Here is a 15,494-nt window from a genome sequence, read left to right on the forward strand (position 1 = left end):
GACTAAAACTTCGCGTTTGCGGCCTTGAGCATATCCAACAACTCAGGGGTTATTTTTCCCGTTTGGTCGTAGTTGTAAAAAGTCTCAAACTTGCGGATCGCAGTCGCAGTGGCCTCACCTTGTATGCCATCTACTTTCCCCACATCGTAACCCAATGAGTTTAGGCCCGCCTGGACTTTTGCTACCAATTCGCTTGGAACGGGGGAAGATGATGCCTGAGTTGCATCAGTAGTTGCTTGCTGCGCGATATTAAGCAGCGGATCAGCATTGCTCACTGGCGTTACTTTTGGCGCAGCAAAAGGCACCGCAACGCGTCCAGAGTTTAAGATGCTAACCAGATCATCACTGATTGCGCCCGTTGCGGTCAGCCCGTTTTCCACTTCAAACTCGCGAATGGCGGCTGCGGTTTTTGGCCCGTAATAGCCGTCAACCTTTTGCTTAAAATAGCCGAGTTCAAAAAGCTTAGATTGCACGAAAAATGCAGTTGGATTGCCTGTCACAGGACCAAAGGACGCCGCTGGTGCCGGTGTCGGCATCGGTTGGTTGGCAACCTCTGTTACGGTGTTTGTACGTTGGGGCGGCACGAATTCAATGGGGGCGACCGTTTGCTCCACGGGAGTTGACGATGTGGAGAACAGCGGGGCCGGATGTCCGTTTTCTTGAAAATATAAGGCATTCGTTGCCGCCCACCCAAGTGAGGTGCACATTGCAAAAGCAAAAATCGTGTTGCCTGGGGACTTTGCCATCAATTTCCAAACTGGCAACAGAATTCCCATTTTCAACTGCGGCATTTTCATCCCCGACTGCTGTTCCACACTAGCATAATCTACCATTTCAATTCACCCTGAACCTAACCCGCTTTTGTGCGTGTGCGCTGCAATTGTTTGCGCTCTTCTTCTACAAAACGTTTGTCGCTCAACTCTTCCAACACAACATGCTCTTGCAACGATACCGGGCCATCAATTGGTAGGTTGATTGAAAACTGAGTGCCCTCACCCAGCTTTGACTTGATCAAAACATCCCCACCGTGCAATTCGGTTAGGCCGCGTACGATCGACAACCCTAGTCCCGTGCCTTCATACTGCCGGTTCAGTCCGTTTTGCGCTTGAAAGAATGGTTCTCCAAGCCGCGCAACGTCTTCAGGTGCCACGCCAACACCATGGTCGATAACGCGCAACGCGACCTTGGTTCCGCTCAGACGAATTTGCAGTATGACTTTTGCATTTTCCGGGCTAAATTTGATTGCATTCGACAAAAGATTGATCAGCACTTGGCGACAGGCACGTTCGTCTGCTGTCAGCATTGGCAAGTGCTTGCCAACGTCGGCGACCAGTTCGATGTTTTTCTTGTCGGCTGCATTTTTTACAATGGCGAAACAAGGTTCGACAAGCGCCTGAGGGTCGAACCGATCAGTTGAAATCTCAAACTTGCCGGCTTCAAGTTTTGACATATCCAACAGCATTGACACCGTGTCGAGCAAATGATGCCCAGACTGTTTGATCAATTCAGCATATTCCAAATGATCCGGAGACAATTCGCCACCAATATTGTTGATCATCATATCTGAGAAACCAACAACAGCATTAAGCGGTGTGCGCAATTCATGACCAATCGTCGCCAAGAAGCGCGACTTGGCTTCACTTGCCGATTCAGCAACTTTTTTTGCTTCTTCCAAATCTACTTCTTGTTGTTTGCGTGAAGAGATGTTGCGCATAATGGCAATCACTTCAGCTCGCCCATCATCATTCAATCGGTCATGAACCGCGGAAAACGCAACTTCGACCCAAACAAACTCAGAACGCTCTTCCCGCTCGCAACGAATTCTTACATCGATCGACTTGGGCTTACCTTTGTGGCTAACATCACCGATTGTTTTCATGTAGTTGGGTCGATCCAACACATGCACGCGATCCAACAGGCCAGAACCTGAAAGCTCATAACGTTTGCAGCCGAATAGTGCTTCGGATGTGTGCGACAAGTAAATCAGCCTGCCATCAGCCGAATAGCGCGCCACCGCATCGCGAACGCTTTCAACCAAGCTTCTAAATGCCCGAATTTGAAGATGGTCATTGGCAACAAATGCTCGTTTTGATTCGACCAAGGTCGCTACAAACAACGAAAAGCCCATCGCAAATGCAGCAGTAGAGTAAATTGCGCCACCACCATGGGTTGCTGCAAATTCAAACTCTAACGCAGATGAATAGACCAGAAACTGCATAACCAGCGAAACTGCGCCAAAGCCGGAAGCGGCGATGAGCGTGGAACGTCGTCCAAAGAAATTGGCAGAGATAACAGCCAAGACCACCAGCGAAATACCTGCGACTGTCGTGCTTGGATCAAGGAGTGCACAAACTAGTGCCACCAAGCAAAGCCCTGCGGAATGAATATGTACGCGCGCTTCGATTGGCAGGGTCTTGGCCAACATGCCTGTTGTGCCGAACCAGGCGGCTAGAATGGCAAAAACAGTTGCCGTGGCCCCGTTTCCGACGAAAAACATGAGTGCAACAATCGGCAGCACCGCAAGTGCCAACGCAATGCTCGCGCGTGCGCTCACATCCAGTGACCGCGCACGGCTGTTTCCAGGGTCGTTGCCGCCCTTTGCTGAGTTGGTCGTGTCGGCATGGTCTAAAAGTGCCGCCAAAGGATTACGCATTACAAACTATCACTCAACTTGCGAATTTCTGTTGGGGCCAATTTCTCACGCAAGAAGCTAAGACAGCCTTAAATGGAGACCTTTCTAAGTGGATCTGAATGTGGTTTCTCTAGCTGTGGTAAACAAATGCTTTTCAAAGCAAAAATGCAGTTAGATAAAATTTTAGCGAAATTTGGCACCTCGATTTCACAGTTTGTGGCTAGGTTGATCTCAACGAAAAAATTGTGGTCAAAGATTGTGTTTTTAATACGTTGCATATTTTGGTTGGGCGTTGGGTTCATGGTGATCAAACCATTTGCGTTTGATCAGACGACCGCTGCGGCAATAGCGGACGATGCCATGAAACGAGGGTCTGAAATGGCCATTGAGCAAGCTCAAAATTTGGAATGCGCTGAAAGCATCTGCCAAACGATCAAAGTAGCGGCGCTCGTTACGTCAGTGACCTCGAACAAGAACAAGCCAATGACTCGGGCAACCGCCAATAATGAACTGGCGCCAACACCACCGCCCCGCCCGGTCTGGCTAAACTGAACCACAAAGACCGCATCACTTCCCCGATGCTACTCCAAGTGCGGTCTAATACCTGAGCCGACAACATCTCCCCGGTGTTGCGGCTCTTTTTTTGCGTGGAGAATTCAGCGATCATGTACTAGAAGGGTGCAAACTTTGCACCGGAGGCCTGAGATGAATTTTGACGAAATTAAAGAGAGCTTGTCGTTCCTTGACGACTGGGAGGATCGCTATAAATTTGTCATTGATTTGGGTGGTGAGCTGCCGAGTTTGGCCGATAGTGAAAAAACCAGCGCTAACAAAGTTCAAGGCTGCGTGTCGCAAGTCTGGTTGGTGGTTGACCGGCACGATGATTCCTCACTTGTATTCCGCGGTGACAGTGATGCGATGATTGTAAGGGGATTGGTCGCCATTGTTGTTTCGCTATTTTCAAACAAGACACCGCAGGCAGTCATCGACACTCCAGCCCAAGAAATTCTTGAAGGTTTGGGACTAAGTGAACACCTCACCTCACAACGTGCAAATGGTCTGCGCTCAATGATAGATCGCGTATATGCAGAAGCTCGAGCGCATTTATAAAGGGATGCAGCACCTTTTGCGGTTCACTGCTTTATTTGCGTAAACAATCCTGCCCTTCCGCGGTTGCACCAATCTTCCAGAATTCGGCGGCATGGTCCAAACCCATGCGCAAAACCAATTTGGCACTACGCCTGGGCCAACTGCGTTCGAATTCCACCTGCTGCAACCCCTTATCGTAGCCACAAATATCAACCACAACGCCTGCGCAATCTTTGGGTAGTTGTGTGATTAATTGGTTTAGCCGTTTTCGGCAATCGATGGCCATGTCAGACAAATCGGTTGCCCCATTGCCCAAAAATTGACTGGATTGACGCAAGACGGATAGATTTTGGGTAATAGATTGTCGCAACTGACCTTTTTCAATAAGAGCCGAAACACGGTTGGCAACCAAAACATGATGCGCGGCTAGAAACGCTTGTTCTTCGCCTTTAGATTTCCTGGACAAACGCACAATGGTATCATTCGCGCTTTTTACCGGCTTTTGGTCCGTGACTTGAACACTGGAAACATCTTGCTTGAGCAACGCCAACTGCTGGCGCTTTAGCCAAGAACGTGTTTCATTTGTGCGGGAAAGGGTTTGTCCAGAAGGGCAAAGCACCCCCTGCGAGATTAATTCCTTCACCTGGATGATTGGCAGCGAACACTGTTTCTTAGCTGACACCAATGTTGTTTCTTTGTCAGAGACCTCTTGTCGTGCCCCATTCAATATCATGCCCACAAACTTCATTTGACGACGCAATTGTTTCATAGCGTCGACCGGCCAGCGTAGGCAGATTGATTTGTCGCCGCGAAATTCAACACAGCTTCCAGCGAATTTAGGGCACTATCAAAATTTGCATCATCACGCATATCCTCGATACGACCGCAGGCGTGCGACACAGTCGTACGATCACGCTTAAATAGCTGCCCTGTTCTTGTTAGCGAATACCCCAGGGCCACATGCGCCATATACATTGCCAGTTGCCTTGCTAGGGCAACATGGGCCTGGCTACGTGACGATGTGAGGATATCTTCAGGGGAAACGCCCTGTATGGCAGCAACAAGGTTTACCGCCAACCCTATGTCCGTTCTGCAACGCTTGCTTGTCCGTACTGAAAACGTGGCCAAATCGTACTTAGTATGCTTGTGCGAATGAGTGTCTAAAGTATGCATATTCATGAACGCCTTTGTTATAGGTATATATTCCTATAACGCGTTTGTACTGCGGCGGGGATAAATCTGTCATCTCGTTTTTTATTAAAATTTTATAATATAAGGATTTTTTTGTTATCCACGCTTAACAATTCAACTTGTGATTGAATCAAAAAGGGACGCCGAAATGACGTCCCTTTGAATTTTTTCCTACGTGTTGACGAAGCTATTTTCCGGCTTTGCGTCCAAGACCCATTTCACGCGCCAATCGTGAGCGAGCGGCTGCATAGTTTGGGGCAACCATAGGGTAATCGGCTGGCAAGTTCCATTTGTCTCTGTAGTCTTCAGGCGACAAATCGTAATGCGTGCGTAGGTGACGTTTCAACGATTTGAATTTTTTTCCGTCTTCTAAACAAATGATATAATCGGGAGTGATTGATTTCTTAACTGAAACGGCTGGTTTGCGGGTTTCTTGTGTTGGCAACACATCCTTTGCAGTCAAAGAATACAAAGTGCTGTGCACATCCACAATTAGCTTAGGAAGATCCGTTTGGCTAATAGCGTTATTGCTGACATACGCACTTACAATTTCAGTGCATAGCTCAATTACTTCGTTGTTGTTTTCACTTTGCTTAGCTGCGGGCTGTTCCACGTTTTAATACCAATCGTTCGACATATATTTACAAACAAGACATCAATGCTTATTCAATTGCGGTACTAGAATGAATGTCACCAACAATCAAGGCGTAATTGAGGTCAAATAGAAATCTGTCATCAATTTGAATTGAACTGATGACTACTTCTTTTTTTCAAGATCATTTACATGCATTTCATCCAAAGGACGATAACCTGCTGCATAAGCTGCTTTTGCCAGCAAGTGTGCAGAAATGGGTGCCGTGAGCAAAAAGAACACAAAACCCGCCAATGCGCGCATGGATACCGATCCATCCATTGCAAAAACAGCGATTGCAATAAGGGCCAAGCCAGAACCGAGCGTACCCGCCTTTGATGCGGCATGCATGCGCGTGTAAAGGTCGGGCAACCTAAGAATGCCAATCGCGGCTGCAAGACTAAAGAATGCACCAACGATCAGCAACGCGCCTGCGACATAGGCTAGAATATCTACAAGCATTGGCGTTACTCCGTTTCCGATTGATTGGCTTTAATCTGCCAGCGCTGCAAAATGTAACGGGCAAACGCGACCGTTGCGAGGAAACCGACTAGCCCCAAAGAAATGGCAATATCCAAATAAAGCATAAAGCCTGTTTTGATGGCGATAACGGCGATGAAACCAATCCCTACAGATACCAGCATATCAAGCGCCAAAACGCGGTCAGGCAATGTTGGACCACGTACGATCCGAACGATCACCAATAACAGGGCCAGCGTGAGCAGAACAAATGAGATGGCTATGGCTGCATCTAAGAATACTAATCCACTCATTGTTCAAACACCTCAATAATTTTGGCTTCGAACCCTGTCGAAATATCCTTGATCAACGCGCGTTTATTGGGTGCGGAAATAGCGTGAACGTACAGAACCGATCTATCCTCTGAAACATCGACACTAAGGGTACCAGGGGTCAGGGTAATTAGGTTTGCCAGCAAGGTAATTTCCATGTCGGACTTTACCTTCAAGGGGAATGCGATGATGGCAGGTTCAAGCTTCTTCTTCATATTAGGTGATAAAACCAACGCCATTACTTTGACAGAGCTGAGCACCAACTCATAAAGGAACAACAATGCAAGGGCGATGACCTTTGGCACTTTTGAAAGAAACTTTGGTTTGGCGATTTGCAGGCGAATAACCCAAAGCGACAAAATACCAATGAGACCACCCAACAGTAGGTTGCCTAAACTGAACGTGCCGGTAATGGCGGCCCAGGTTATTGCCAAAACGACAGCAACGGCGAGAAAGGTCATTGTGAATTTTCCCCAAAGACTGAAGTGATATAGTTGGGCGAGAATATGGTGACGCTCTTGGCAGATTCAAAACCCGCTTGAATGTATAACGAGGGCCAAAGACCAACCACAACGATTATGCCAACCAGCGCCATTGTTGGCAACAAGCCCCACACAAAGCCTCTTCTGTCCAACGGCTTAATATTGGCGTTAGGAATTTCAGACTGCTTGCCTTCCCGCCCGTTGCGCCAGAAAATATGTGCCCACAAGCGTGACCCAGCAATGGAGGTCAAAAGTGAATTTAGCAAGAGAGCGCCAATGACCCACCAGTGATAGACGGCCAACGGATCTTTTTGCGTTGTGAGGCTTATCCCGGCTTGCAGCAGCGTTAATTTCGGCCAAAATCCAAGGAATGGTGGAAGCCCTGCGGCAGCAAAAACAAGGATGAGAAACAATATTGATAAAGGCGAACTGGCTTTATAGAGCCCGCCAAGATGACGAATATCAGAAGTGCCTCCCATTCGCTCCACCAGCCCAACGGCCAAATAGAGTGCGGTCATGGTCAGCATCGAATGAACAGCATAAAGACTTGCGCCTGCTATGCCGTAGGGGGTGCCAAAAGCAAGCCCCGCAAGCATGGCGCCAATGCCACCCATCACCAAAAAACCAAGTGCACGTCGCGCGTTGGTTTGGGCCAGCGCACCAAGCGGCGACAAAACCAAAGTCAGAACAGCAACAACCATAAATGCGATTTGCAGCTGAGCGTGGGATTGCGGGATCAACATCAAGTGTACCCGCAAAAGTCCGTAGATGCCCACTTTTGTCAACAAGCCAGCAAACAGGGCAGATACCGCTGGGTCTGGCGCATGGTAAGATGCAGGCAGCCAGCTATTCACCGGAAACACTGCGGCTTTCATGGCGAATGCTAGGAAGAACAGCGCAGCAACCGACGCAATGGCACCGTTTTCCACAAGCGGGGCCTTGACCATAATATCGGCCATGTTGAGCGTGCCCACCAAACCATATATGTAAGCGATGCCGATCAGAAAGAATGTCGTCGCCAGAAAGTTGATAAAGCCATATTTGATCGCGGCATCAAGTTGAATCTTGCGCCCACCAATGACCATCAGGCCAAATGAGGCGATCAGCATGACCTCAAACCACACGTAAAGATTGAACAAATCACCGGTTAGAAAAGCGCCTGAAACGCCTGTCAAAAGGATCAGCATCAAAGGGTGATAACCGTACTTGGTTTCGCGGTCCTCTACTTCGCTTTGCACGAAGAACAACACCACAATCATCACCACGGTAGATACCAGCGCAAACAGCGCACCCAAACTATCGGCAGTAAAACTGATGCCAAATGGTGGCAACCAGTTCCCCATCGTCATGGTCAGGGTGCCTTTGGTAAAGACGGTTTGGATCAAGCTGAAATTTGCCAACAAAGTTGCCACCAAAATGGCGAACGAAAATGGCGCCTGCCATTCAGTTCTGTTGCGCAGCATCAGAAGAATTGCTGCACCCACCATGGGTAGCACAATCGGCCATACAACTACCCAATCAGCAATTGACGTTGCAACGTCCAGCATTGCTGGGGGGAGGTCTTTCGGTGTAGCTGCGGAGCTTGCCATGTTTTGCTCGTGACCTCTTTGTTAGTAGCTCAATGGTGGTCGAGGGCTGTCTTCAGGCTCGGCCACACGCATTGTGTCAGTATTGTCTGCATTTAGCTCTTGATATGCCCGATAGGTAAGCACCAAAAGGAACGCAAAAAGCGAAAAGCCAATCACGATCGCTGTCAGGATCAAAGCCTGTGGCAGAGGATTAGCGATAGGTTCTAGCGGTTGATATTGACCATTAGGCACAATCGGTGGCACTTCGCGCGTAACGCGGCCAATTGTGAAAATCAACAAGTTCACCGCATTGCCCAGAATAGCAACACCCAGCAACATGCGGATCAAAGAGCGCGACAACAAAAGATAGATTGCGACAGTGAAGAAGAGACCAATCAGAATTGCTAATGCTGTTTCCATTATTTGCCATCCTCATCTTCTTCAAGCGCCAGCGCAATTGTTGAGATCGCCCCCAACACCACAAAATAAACGCCAATATCAAAGAGCATGGGGGTCGATAGTGCCAATTCTGACCCGTCGCCCAAGTCAATAAATAACCACAGTCCCATCAAAAAAGGCACGTCGACGAATGCTGACATCAAACCAGCAATTGCGGCCATTAGTACGCCAAATCCCGCGAAGGTGATGGGGTGAAACACCAGTGCTCTACGCACTTCTGATACGCCTGCCGAGATACCGTAAATAGCGATTGCTGAAGCAGCAATTAGCCCGCCAATAAAACCACCACCGGGTTCATTGTGCCCACGCAGCAACACGAAAATCGAGAACACCACCATTAGCGCGGTCAGATAAGGGGCGATGGTGCGGAAAATGATGGTATTCATGATGCGCTCCTCGCTTTGCTGGCTGCACGTTTTGCGCGCTGCCCTGCAGCTCGTTTTATTGCCCCAATGCCACGCTTTGGACCGCCTGCTCTAAGCCTGATCAGTGCCAAGATTGCGATACCTGCCGTCATGACCACCGAAATTTCGCCCAATGTATCCAAGGCGCGATAATCAACCAGAATAACATTTACGATATTGCGACCATGCGCAATTGGAACGCTGGTTTGAATAAAGAAATCAGTAAGGGTCGTGTCCAAATCAGTACGTAAAACAGCCAGCAACAATGTTGTCAGCCCAATGCCACAAATCAGCGCCAATCCACCATCGCGTATGACTTCTTCAAAAACGCGATTGTCACGCTGGTCCAAGTGCAACTTGGTCATCACCAACGCCAAAATAACAACGGACAGGGTTTCCACCATAAACTGAGTGAAACCCAAGTCGGGCGCGCCGAGTAATAAGAAAATAAGCGCTACGGCAAACCCTTGAATACCGAGCGAAACGATAGCGACCAACCGGGTCCGGCCAAAAACAACAGCAAACAGACCAAGCACGGCAATCAGTAAAACACCCCATTCTTGGAAGCGTAGCTGTGGCAACACATTTGGTACATCAGGCAAACTGCCGTTGAGCACCATTGGTGTATAGATTGCAACGCCAAGCGCCACGAAAACCAGTATGAGATATTGCTCTAGCCGACCATGATGGAACAGCCTTGTGATCCAATCTGCAAACCGAACTAGACCAAACATTGCTTGGTCAAACCCTTTGTCAGGCCCCCAGGTCCAAACCCGCGCAAGTGCCTGAAGCAGATCACGTATCCGATCCAGTTTCCACAAGACGATGCCGCCAACTATCCACGTCACGACGGACAGGCCAAGCGGGATTGGGTCGAAGTGCAAACCCAGATGGTTTGAGACTTTATGGTTATATATGGCACTGGCGGAAGGAGAGAAGAACCAATCACCGAACTGATGGATAAACAGGCCCACGACGACGCCCAAAACTGCTAGAATAGCTGGTCCAACAAGCATGGACAATGGCGCTTCATGGGGGGTTTTCGGCGTCGCAATGCGCACGCCCAAGAAGGGGCGAATGGCGATTGCCGCACCTGCAGCCATCATCAATGCATTGCCCACAAGTGCAGTGACCGCAAGCAGCCAGTGTTGCCACTCCATTCCTTTTGCGATCAAGTAAATCTCTTCCTTTGCGAAAAAGCCGAGTGCAACCGGAAGTCCGGCCATTGAAGCTGCGGCAAGTGCCGCGCCAAAGAAGGTGACTGGTAGAGATTTCCAAATGCCAGACACTTGAGTAATGTCTCGCGTCCCCGTTTCATGGTCAATGGAGCCCACCACCATGAACAAGCCTCCTTTGTAGAAGGAGTGCGCAACCAAGAACAACATGGCGGCCAAAATGCCCTCTTTGGAACCATTGCCTATCAACATGACAAGCATGCCAAGCGACGCCATAGTCGTATAAGCGAGCATTTGTTTCATATCTGTTTGGCGAAGTGCCAAAAGTGCGCCGGTTATCAGCGTAATACCACCAAGTATTGGCAAGGTCACCTGCCATTCAACCGTTCCACCCAAAATCGGGCTCATGCGGGCCAGCAAATAAACCCCGGCTTTTACCATTGTTGCTGAGTGCAAATAGGCTGAAACTGGAGTTGGTGCTTCCATTGCGTTTGGCAACCAGAAGTGGAATGGCACTTGAGCAGATTTTGTTGCAGCCCCAAATAAAACGAGGATAAATACAAGCAAATAAGTGGGCTGTTCGCTCATAAAACCGGGTTGTTGCAGCATTGTGCTGATGTCCAGCGTTCGCATGGTGAACGCCATCAACAACAAACCAGCAAGCAAAAGCAGTCCACCACCACCGGTTACCACAAGCGCCTGAATTGCAGCGCGACGGGAAGCTTGGCGCGAATGGTCAAACCCAATCAACAAGAATGATGTGATCGAAGTGAGTTCCCAAAACACAAACAAGGTGATGATATTGTCCGACATCACAAGGCCGAGCATTGAGCCCATGAACATGAGAATGAACGCATAGAATCGGCCAAGATGATAATGACCGTTCAGATACCCACCCGAATAAATGACGATAAAGGCGCCGATGCCAGAAATCAGCAGGCCAAACACCAGACTGAGCCCATCAAGATAGAAGCTTAGTTGAATACCAAGGTTTGGAATCCATGGTAGTGCAAATTGGATTTTTTCGCCTTGGGCAATTAAATCCACAAAGCTGAGCAGATACAAAAAGATACTCGTTGGAATAAGCGCGAGAACCCAACCAGCGTGATTGGGCAAGAATCGCTTAACCGTCGGCGCAACAAACGCTGCAAGAAACGGCGCGATCGCAACAAGCAACATGGAGAAACTTTGCGATTGAGTTGGTATCATTGCTGCCTCTTGATCTCAGTCTTTGATATGACAAAAACCGCCAACGCAATTGCGACTTGGCGAATCATCCCACACTTAGACGCCATTTGACCCGCCCTCAGGCGTGTGGACAAGACTGAGGGCCACAAATCCGGCTAAAAACCGTGTACAATCCGCACAAGTTGGCAGATGCGTCCATCATTCCAGCTCTTTGCCAAGTATGAGGGCGCCACTTTGTTCAATTTCTTTGAACCCTAGTGCTTTGTAAAAGCCAATTGCCTTCGTATTCTGCAACGCCACTCCCAGATGAACGCTAGGCGCACCAGCAGTTTTTAGGGTCTCTAGGGCCGCTGTCATCAGTTTTCGACCAAAGCCAGTGCCTTGAACTTGAGGCAATAGATTAATGTGAAGGTGCGCGGGGTAACTATCTGCATAATCTGGCGCGGGCTGGCGCATGGCTTTGATTGTCGCCAACGCATTTTTGTCCTGCGCTGTTCGTGGCTTGAAAGCGAACAGTTTGCGTTCAACTTCTGGCCACCAATGAGCCCATGCCCAATTTTCAAAGTGACGCGTGTTTGACGTTGATACAATAAACCCAACCACCTCTTGGTCGTGTTCCACCACAAAGCAGTGTTGGGGCGAATAGTGCAAATAAGGCGTTGCCCAAATGAGAGCCGGGAGATCAGGGCGCGAATAGAGCGCGCTTGCATCAGCGCCGCTGTTCGCTGTCATTAAACACGCACGTGCGATGCCCGCTTCATCTTCAAGCGTTGCAGAACGCATGTGCAGAGTTCGAGATGAAGGTGTTTGCCCCAATTTTGTCGCCCTGTCGGTTCAACTGATGCCAAATGGTTGCCAATTGGCGCACATTCGTTAGTTTATGATTTTGCAGCGAATCCTACAAATTGGTTATCAAAGACCATATGTAGGTCCCAAGGTCGATAATGATCGGTCTGAAAAATCGTAAAAACCAGAGTTTGGCAGGCGCTATTGCATTTCACTGCCAAACGAAAAGGAATAGACACAATGGGCACATCCACTCCGCCAATTGCAGAAACCCGCCCGCATTTAAGCGAGAACCACGGCCATAAACGTAATGACGTCTACCATTGGCTACGCGATGAAAATTGGCAAAAGGTGATGCACGACCCTTCCGTGTTGCGCGAAGACATCCGCACCTATTTGGAAGCAGAAAACGCCCATTTTGAAGGCTTTATGGGCGCACATGAGACGCTCAAAGACACGATTTACAAAGAAATTCGCGGCCGCATAAAAGAAGATGACACAACCGTGCCGTTCAAACACGGCCCGTTCTCCTATTTTTCCCGCACCCTTGAAGGGCAGCAATATAGCCAATTGTGTCGGATTGATCGCGATGGCGGCAACGAAGTGGTGCTGATCGACAATAATGTTGAGGCAGGCGACGGCTATTTCCGCTCTGGCGGTGCTTCGCATTCCCCAAATCACAAATATCTTGCTTGGTCTTGCGACCGTAAAGGCTCAGAGTATTTCACGATTTACGTTCGTGATCTTAAAACGGGCAAAGAACTTGAAGACCAGATCGTCAATACTTCTGGTGGATCGGTGTGGGCAGCTGACAGCAAAAGCTTCTTCTACATCATTCAAGATGAAAACCACCGTCCCCACAAAGTGTTTCAGCACGTGTTGGGCGACGATGCAAAGAACGATCGCCTTGTTTACGAAGAGAAAAACCCTGGCTTTTTCCTTGGGTTGCACAAGACCAGTTCGGGCAACCTGATCTTGATCGATGCCAATGATCATGAAACTAGCGAGATCCGCTATATTGACGCGCACAATGCGAATGGCGCGCCAGTGCTGATCGCAGAACGTGTTGAGGGCCGAGAATATGGTGTCGAAGATGCGGGGGACACACTTTATATCGTCACTAACGCAGATGGTGCAATTGATTTTAAAATGGTCACCACCCCCCTCGCCTCGCCAGGCGCTGAAAACTGGGTCGACCTGATTGAGCATCGCCCCGGTATTTTGATGCAAGGCTACTTCCTAAAAGACGGCTATTTGGTGCGCAAAGAGCAATTCAACGGATTGCCGCGCATAATCGTTCGCGATCTTTCGACTGGTGAAGAAGAAGCGATTAGCTTTGACGAAGAAGCCTATACGCTTTCAGTTGCAGGTGGCTACGAGTACGAAAGCAGCGAAATTCGCTACTATTACTCGTCACCAACCACCCCTTCGCAGGTTTTTGACTACGACTTGAAAACCAAAGAGCGCACTTTGCTTAAAACGCAAGAAATTCCATCTGGTCACGACCCTAAGGACTATGTGACACGGCGCTTGTTTGCGACGGCACCAGATGGTGAGCAAGTACCCGTGACCATTCTGCATCGCAAAGACCTAAAACTGGATGGCAGCGCGCCATTGCTGCTTTATGGCTATGGTTCTTATGGCATGTCGATGCCTGCTGGATTTTCCGAAAACAACCTTTCGCTTGTTGATCGTGGCATGGTTTATGCCATCGCTCACATTCGCGGTGGAATGGAAAAAGGTTATGCGTGGTACACAAGCGGCAAGCGTGAGAACAAAACCAACACATTTGATGACTTCATTGCTTCAGCAAACATGCTGATTGAAAAGGGATACACCTCAAAAGGCAAGATTGCAGCCATGGGCGGCTCTGCCGGTGGCATGTTAATGGGCGCAATTGCCAACAAAGCGCCGGAGCTGTTTGGCAGCATCATCGCGTTGGTGCCCTTTGTTGATGTGCTCAACACCATGCTTGACGACACTCTGCCGCTGACCCCGCCTGAATGGCCTGAATGGGGCAACCCGATTGAATCTAAAGAGGACTATGAGCGCATTGCCGCCTATTCTCCTTACGACAACGTCGTTCCGCAGAACTATCCTTCCATGTTTGTGATGGCAGGCCTGACCGATCCGCGCGTTACCTATTGGGAGCCTGCGAAATGGGTTGCCAAACTGCGCGTGACCAAAACAGACGGAAATCCGCTGATCCTAAAAACCCATATGGGCGCGGGTCACGGGGGCATGTCCGGGCGGTTCGAGCGAATAAAAGAGGTTGCGATGGCTTATGTTTTCGCATTGGAAACTACAAAATAGTGCGGATTTAAAAAGTAATTTCTTATCGAAGTATTGTTGTCGCGGTTCCAACGGCTTATAAAGCTATAGAACTGCGGCGATATCGCTAAAAAGCTTTACAAAAACGGAGGCACCCATGTCTTTAGAACTTCCAGATCTACCCTATGCATATGATGCATTGGCACCTTACATGTCAGCCGAAACTCTTGAGTTTCACCATGACAAGCACCACCAAGCCTATGTAACCAACGGCAATAAACTGCTTGAAGGTTCAGGTCTTGAAGGTAAATCGCTAGAAGACATCGTGCGCGAGAGCCACGGCAAAAACGCTGGCCTATTCAACAATGCGGCCCAGCACTACAACCACCTGCACTTCTGGAATTGGATGAAAGCAGATGGCGGCGGCGCAATTCCTGGTGAATTGGAAGCCAAAATCATTGCAGACCTAGGTTCAGTTGCTGCATTCCGCGAAGCATTTTTGAACGCTGGCGCTACACAGTTTGGTTCTGGTTGGGCATGGCTTGTTCTAAACAATGGCAAGCTTGAAGTCACCAAAACACCAAATGGCGAAAATCCATTGATCCACGGTCAAACCCCGCTTTTGGGTTGTGATGTTTGGGAGCACTCCTATTACATCGATTACCGCAATGCGCGCCCGAAATATCTCGAAGCGTTCTTTGATTCTATGATCAATTGGGAATATGTGGCTGAGCTGTTTAACGCAGCCAGCTAGCATTCTTAGTTGTTAGTTTTAAGCCCGCTCTTCCTTTGGTTGAGCGGGCTTTTTTGTGTTTTTCCGATGCAAA

17 protein-coding genes are annotated in these 15,494 nt (G+C 48.9%); 4 read left to right on the forward strand and 13 right to left on the reverse strand.

Translation table 11 applies throughout. The annotated features are described in order from the left end of the window. Positions 1-2 precede the first annotated feature (2 nt). On the reverse strand, positions 3-791 hold the full coding sequence (locus tag O4H47_RS02320; protein WP_269392322.1) for a peptidoglycan-binding protein: 789 nt from the start codon (positions 789-791) through the stop codon (positions 3-5). Between the two features lie 59 nt (positions 792-850). After that, positions 851-2,653 (reverse strand): PAS domain-containing sensor histidine kinase, encoded by a 1,803-nt coding sequence (locus O4H47_RS02325; protein WP_269392323.1) that lies wholly within the window; start codon positions 2,651-2,653, stop codon positions 851-853. Between the two features lie 279 nt (positions 2,654-2,932). Between O4H47_RS02325 and O4H47_RS02330 the strand changes: the two genes are divergently transcribed. Continuing rightward, entirely contained in the window at positions 2,933-3,184 is a 252-nt protein-coding gene (locus O4H47_RS02330) for a hypothetical protein (protein WP_269392324.1), read from the forward strand. Positions 3,185-3,337: 153 nt separating this feature from the next. Beyond that, the gene (locus tag O4H47_RS02335; protein ID WP_269392325.1) at positions 3,338-3,742 is read left to right on the forward strand and encodes a SufE family protein; all 405 of its coding nucleotides are present in this window, start codon (positions 3,338-3,340) and stop codon (positions 3,740-3,742) included. Positions 3,743-3,773: 31 nt separating this feature from the next. Here O4H47_RS02335 and O4H47_RS02340 read toward each other — a convergent pair whose 3' ends face one another. The 11 genes from O4H47_RS02340 to O4H47_RS02390 all read right to left on the reverse strand — a co-directional run bounded on the left by O4H47_RS02340 (position 3,774) and on the right by O4H47_RS02390 (position 12,426). Then, on the reverse strand, positions 3,774-4,490 hold the full coding sequence (locus O4H47_RS02340; RefSeq protein ID WP_269392326.1) for a DUF6456 domain-containing protein: 717 nt from the start codon (positions 4,488-4,490) through the stop codon (positions 3,774-3,776). Continuing rightward, on the reverse strand, positions 4,487-4,894 hold the full coding sequence (locus tag O4H47_RS02345) for a helix-turn-helix domain-containing protein (protein WP_269392327.1): 408 nt from the start codon (positions 4,892-4,894) through the stop codon (positions 4,487-4,489). The genes O4H47_RS02340 and O4H47_RS02345 overlap by 4 nt, the downstream gene beginning before the upstream one ends. A 205-nt stretch (positions 4,895-5,099) precedes the next feature. After that, positions 5,100-5,525 (reverse strand): MucR family transcriptional regulator, encoded by a 426-nt coding sequence (locus O4H47_RS02350; RefSeq protein WP_269392328.1) that lies wholly within the window; start codon positions 5,523-5,525, stop codon positions 5,100-5,102. A 144-nt stretch (positions 5,526-5,669) separates the two neighbouring features. Then, positions 5,670-6,005 carry a monovalent cation/H(+) antiporter subunit G gene (mnhG, locus tag O4H47_RS02355; protein WP_269392329.1) on the reverse strand — a complete coding sequence of 112 codons (336 nt, stop codon included), beginning with the start codon at positions 6,003-6,005 and terminating at the stop codon, positions 5,670-5,672. A 5-nt stretch (positions 6,006-6,010) separates the two neighbouring features. Next, positions 6,011-6,316, reverse strand: coding sequence for a cation:proton antiporter (locus tag O4H47_RS02360; protein ID WP_269392330.1), 306 nt, complete (start codon positions 6,314-6,316; stop codon positions 6,011-6,013). After that, positions 6,313-6,795: a Na+/H+ antiporter subunit E gene (locus O4H47_RS02365; protein ID WP_269392331.1), complete on the reverse strand. Its 483-nt coding sequence runs from the start codon at positions 6,793-6,795 to the stop codon at positions 6,313-6,315. The genes O4H47_RS02360 and O4H47_RS02365 overlap by 4 nt, the downstream gene beginning before the upstream one ends. Next, complete coding sequence (locus O4H47_RS02370; protein WP_269392332.1) at positions 6,792-8,405, reverse strand: proton-conducting transporter membrane subunit; 1,614 nt, start codon at positions 8,403-8,405, stop codon at positions 6,792-6,794. Before O4H47_RS02370 ends, O4H47_RS02365 begins: the two co-directional genes overlap by 4 nt. Before the next feature lie 21 nt (positions 8,406-8,426). Then, entirely contained in the window at positions 8,427-8,804 is a 378-nt protein-coding gene (locus O4H47_RS02375) for a Na+/H+ antiporter subunit C (RefSeq protein WP_269392333.1), read from the reverse strand. Next, positions 8,804-9,229 carry a Na(+)/H(+) antiporter subunit B gene (locus O4H47_RS02380; RefSeq protein ID WP_269392334.1) on the reverse strand — a complete coding sequence of 142 codons (426 nt, stop codon included), beginning with the start codon at positions 9,227-9,229 and terminating at the stop codon, positions 8,804-8,806. The genes O4H47_RS02375 and O4H47_RS02380 overlap by 1 nt, the downstream gene beginning before the upstream one ends. Next, positions 9,226-11,631, reverse strand: a complete 2,406-nt coding sequence (locus tag O4H47_RS02385) for a putative monovalent cation/H+ antiporter subunit A (RefSeq protein WP_269392335.1) — start codon at positions 11,629-11,631, stop codon at positions 9,226-9,228. The genes O4H47_RS02380 and O4H47_RS02385 overlap by 4 nt, the downstream gene beginning before the upstream one ends. A 177-nt stretch (positions 11,632-11,808) precedes the next feature. Next, a complete protein-coding gene (locus O4H47_RS02390) occupies positions 11,809-12,426 on the reverse strand; it encodes a GNAT family N-acetyltransferase (RefSeq protein ID WP_269392336.1) in 618 nt (205 codons plus the stop codon). Positions 12,427-12,636: 210 nt separating this feature from the next. Between O4H47_RS02390 and O4H47_RS02395 the strand changes: the two genes are divergently transcribed. Next, complete coding sequence (locus O4H47_RS02395) at positions 12,637-14,709, forward strand: S9 family peptidase (protein WP_269392337.1); 2,073 nt, start codon at positions 12,637-12,639, stop codon at positions 14,707-14,709. Between the two features lie 115 nt (positions 14,710-14,824). Next, entirely contained in the window at positions 14,825-15,421 is a 597-nt protein-coding gene (locus tag O4H47_RS02400) for a superoxide dismutase (protein ID WP_269392338.1), read from the forward strand. Positions 15,422-15,494 lie beyond the last annotated feature (73 nt).

The organism is Maritalea porphyrae (genome assembly GCF_027213965.1).
Classification (GTDB): Bacteria; Pseudomonadota; Alphaproteobacteria; order Rhizobiales; family Devosiaceae; genus Maritalea; species Maritalea porphyrae_A.

Coding starts and splice junctions, on each gene's coding strand:
- O4H47_RS02320 (WP_269392322.1), bottom strand. CDS start 791: ATGCCGCAGTTGAAAATGGGAATTCTGTTGCCAGTTTGGAAATTGATG.
- O4H47_RS02325 (WP_269392323.1), bottom strand. CDS start 2,653: ATGCGTAATCCTTTGGCGGCACTTTTAGACCATGCCGACACGACCAAC.
- O4H47_RS02330 (WP_269392324.1), top strand. CDS start 2,933: ATGGTGATCAAACCATTTGCGTTTGATCAGACGACCGCTGCGGCAATA.
- O4H47_RS02335 (WP_269392325.1), top strand. CDS start 3,338: ATGAATTTTGACGAAATTAAAGAGAGCTTGTCGTTCCTTGACGACTGG.
- O4H47_RS02340 (WP_269392326.1), bottom strand. CDS start 4,490: ATGAAACAATTGCGTCGTCAAATGAAGTTTGTGGGCATGATATTGAAT.
- O4H47_RS02345 (WP_269392327.1), bottom strand. CDS start 4,894: ATGCATACTTTAGACACTCATTCGCACAAGCATACTAAGTACGATTTG.
- mnhG (WP_269392329.1), bottom strand. CDS start 6,005: ATGCTTGTAGATATTCTAGCCTATGTCGCAGGCGCGTTGCTGATCGTT.
- O4H47_RS02360 (WP_269392330.1), bottom strand. CDS start 6,316: ATGAGTGGATTAGTATTCTTAGATGCAGCCATAGCCATCTCATTTGTT.
- O4H47_RS02365 (WP_269392331.1), bottom strand. CDS start 6,795: ATGACCTTTCTCGCCGTTGCTGTCGTTTTGGCAATAACCTGGGCCGCC.
- O4H47_RS02370 (WP_269392332.1), bottom strand. CDS start 8,405: ATGGCAAGCTCCGCAGCTACACCGAAAGACCTCCCCCCAGCAATGCTG.
- O4H47_RS02375 (WP_269392333.1), bottom strand. CDS start 8,804: ATGGAAACAGCATTAGCAATTCTGATTGGTCTCTTCTTCACTGTCGCA.
- O4H47_RS02380 (WP_269392334.1), bottom strand. CDS start 9,229: ATGAATACCATCATTTTCCGCACCATCGCCCCTTATCTGACCGCGCTA.
- O4H47_RS02385 (WP_269392335.1), bottom strand. CDS start 11,631: ATGATACCAACTCAATCGCAAAGTTTCTCCATGTTGCTTGTTGCGATC.
- O4H47_RS02395 (WP_269392337.1), top strand. CDS start 12,637: ATGGGCACATCCACTCCGCCAATTGCAGAAACCCGCCCGCATTTAAGC.
- O4H47_RS02400 (WP_269392338.1), top strand. CDS start 14,825: ATGTCTTTAGAACTTCCAGATCTACCCTATGCATATGATGCATTGGCA.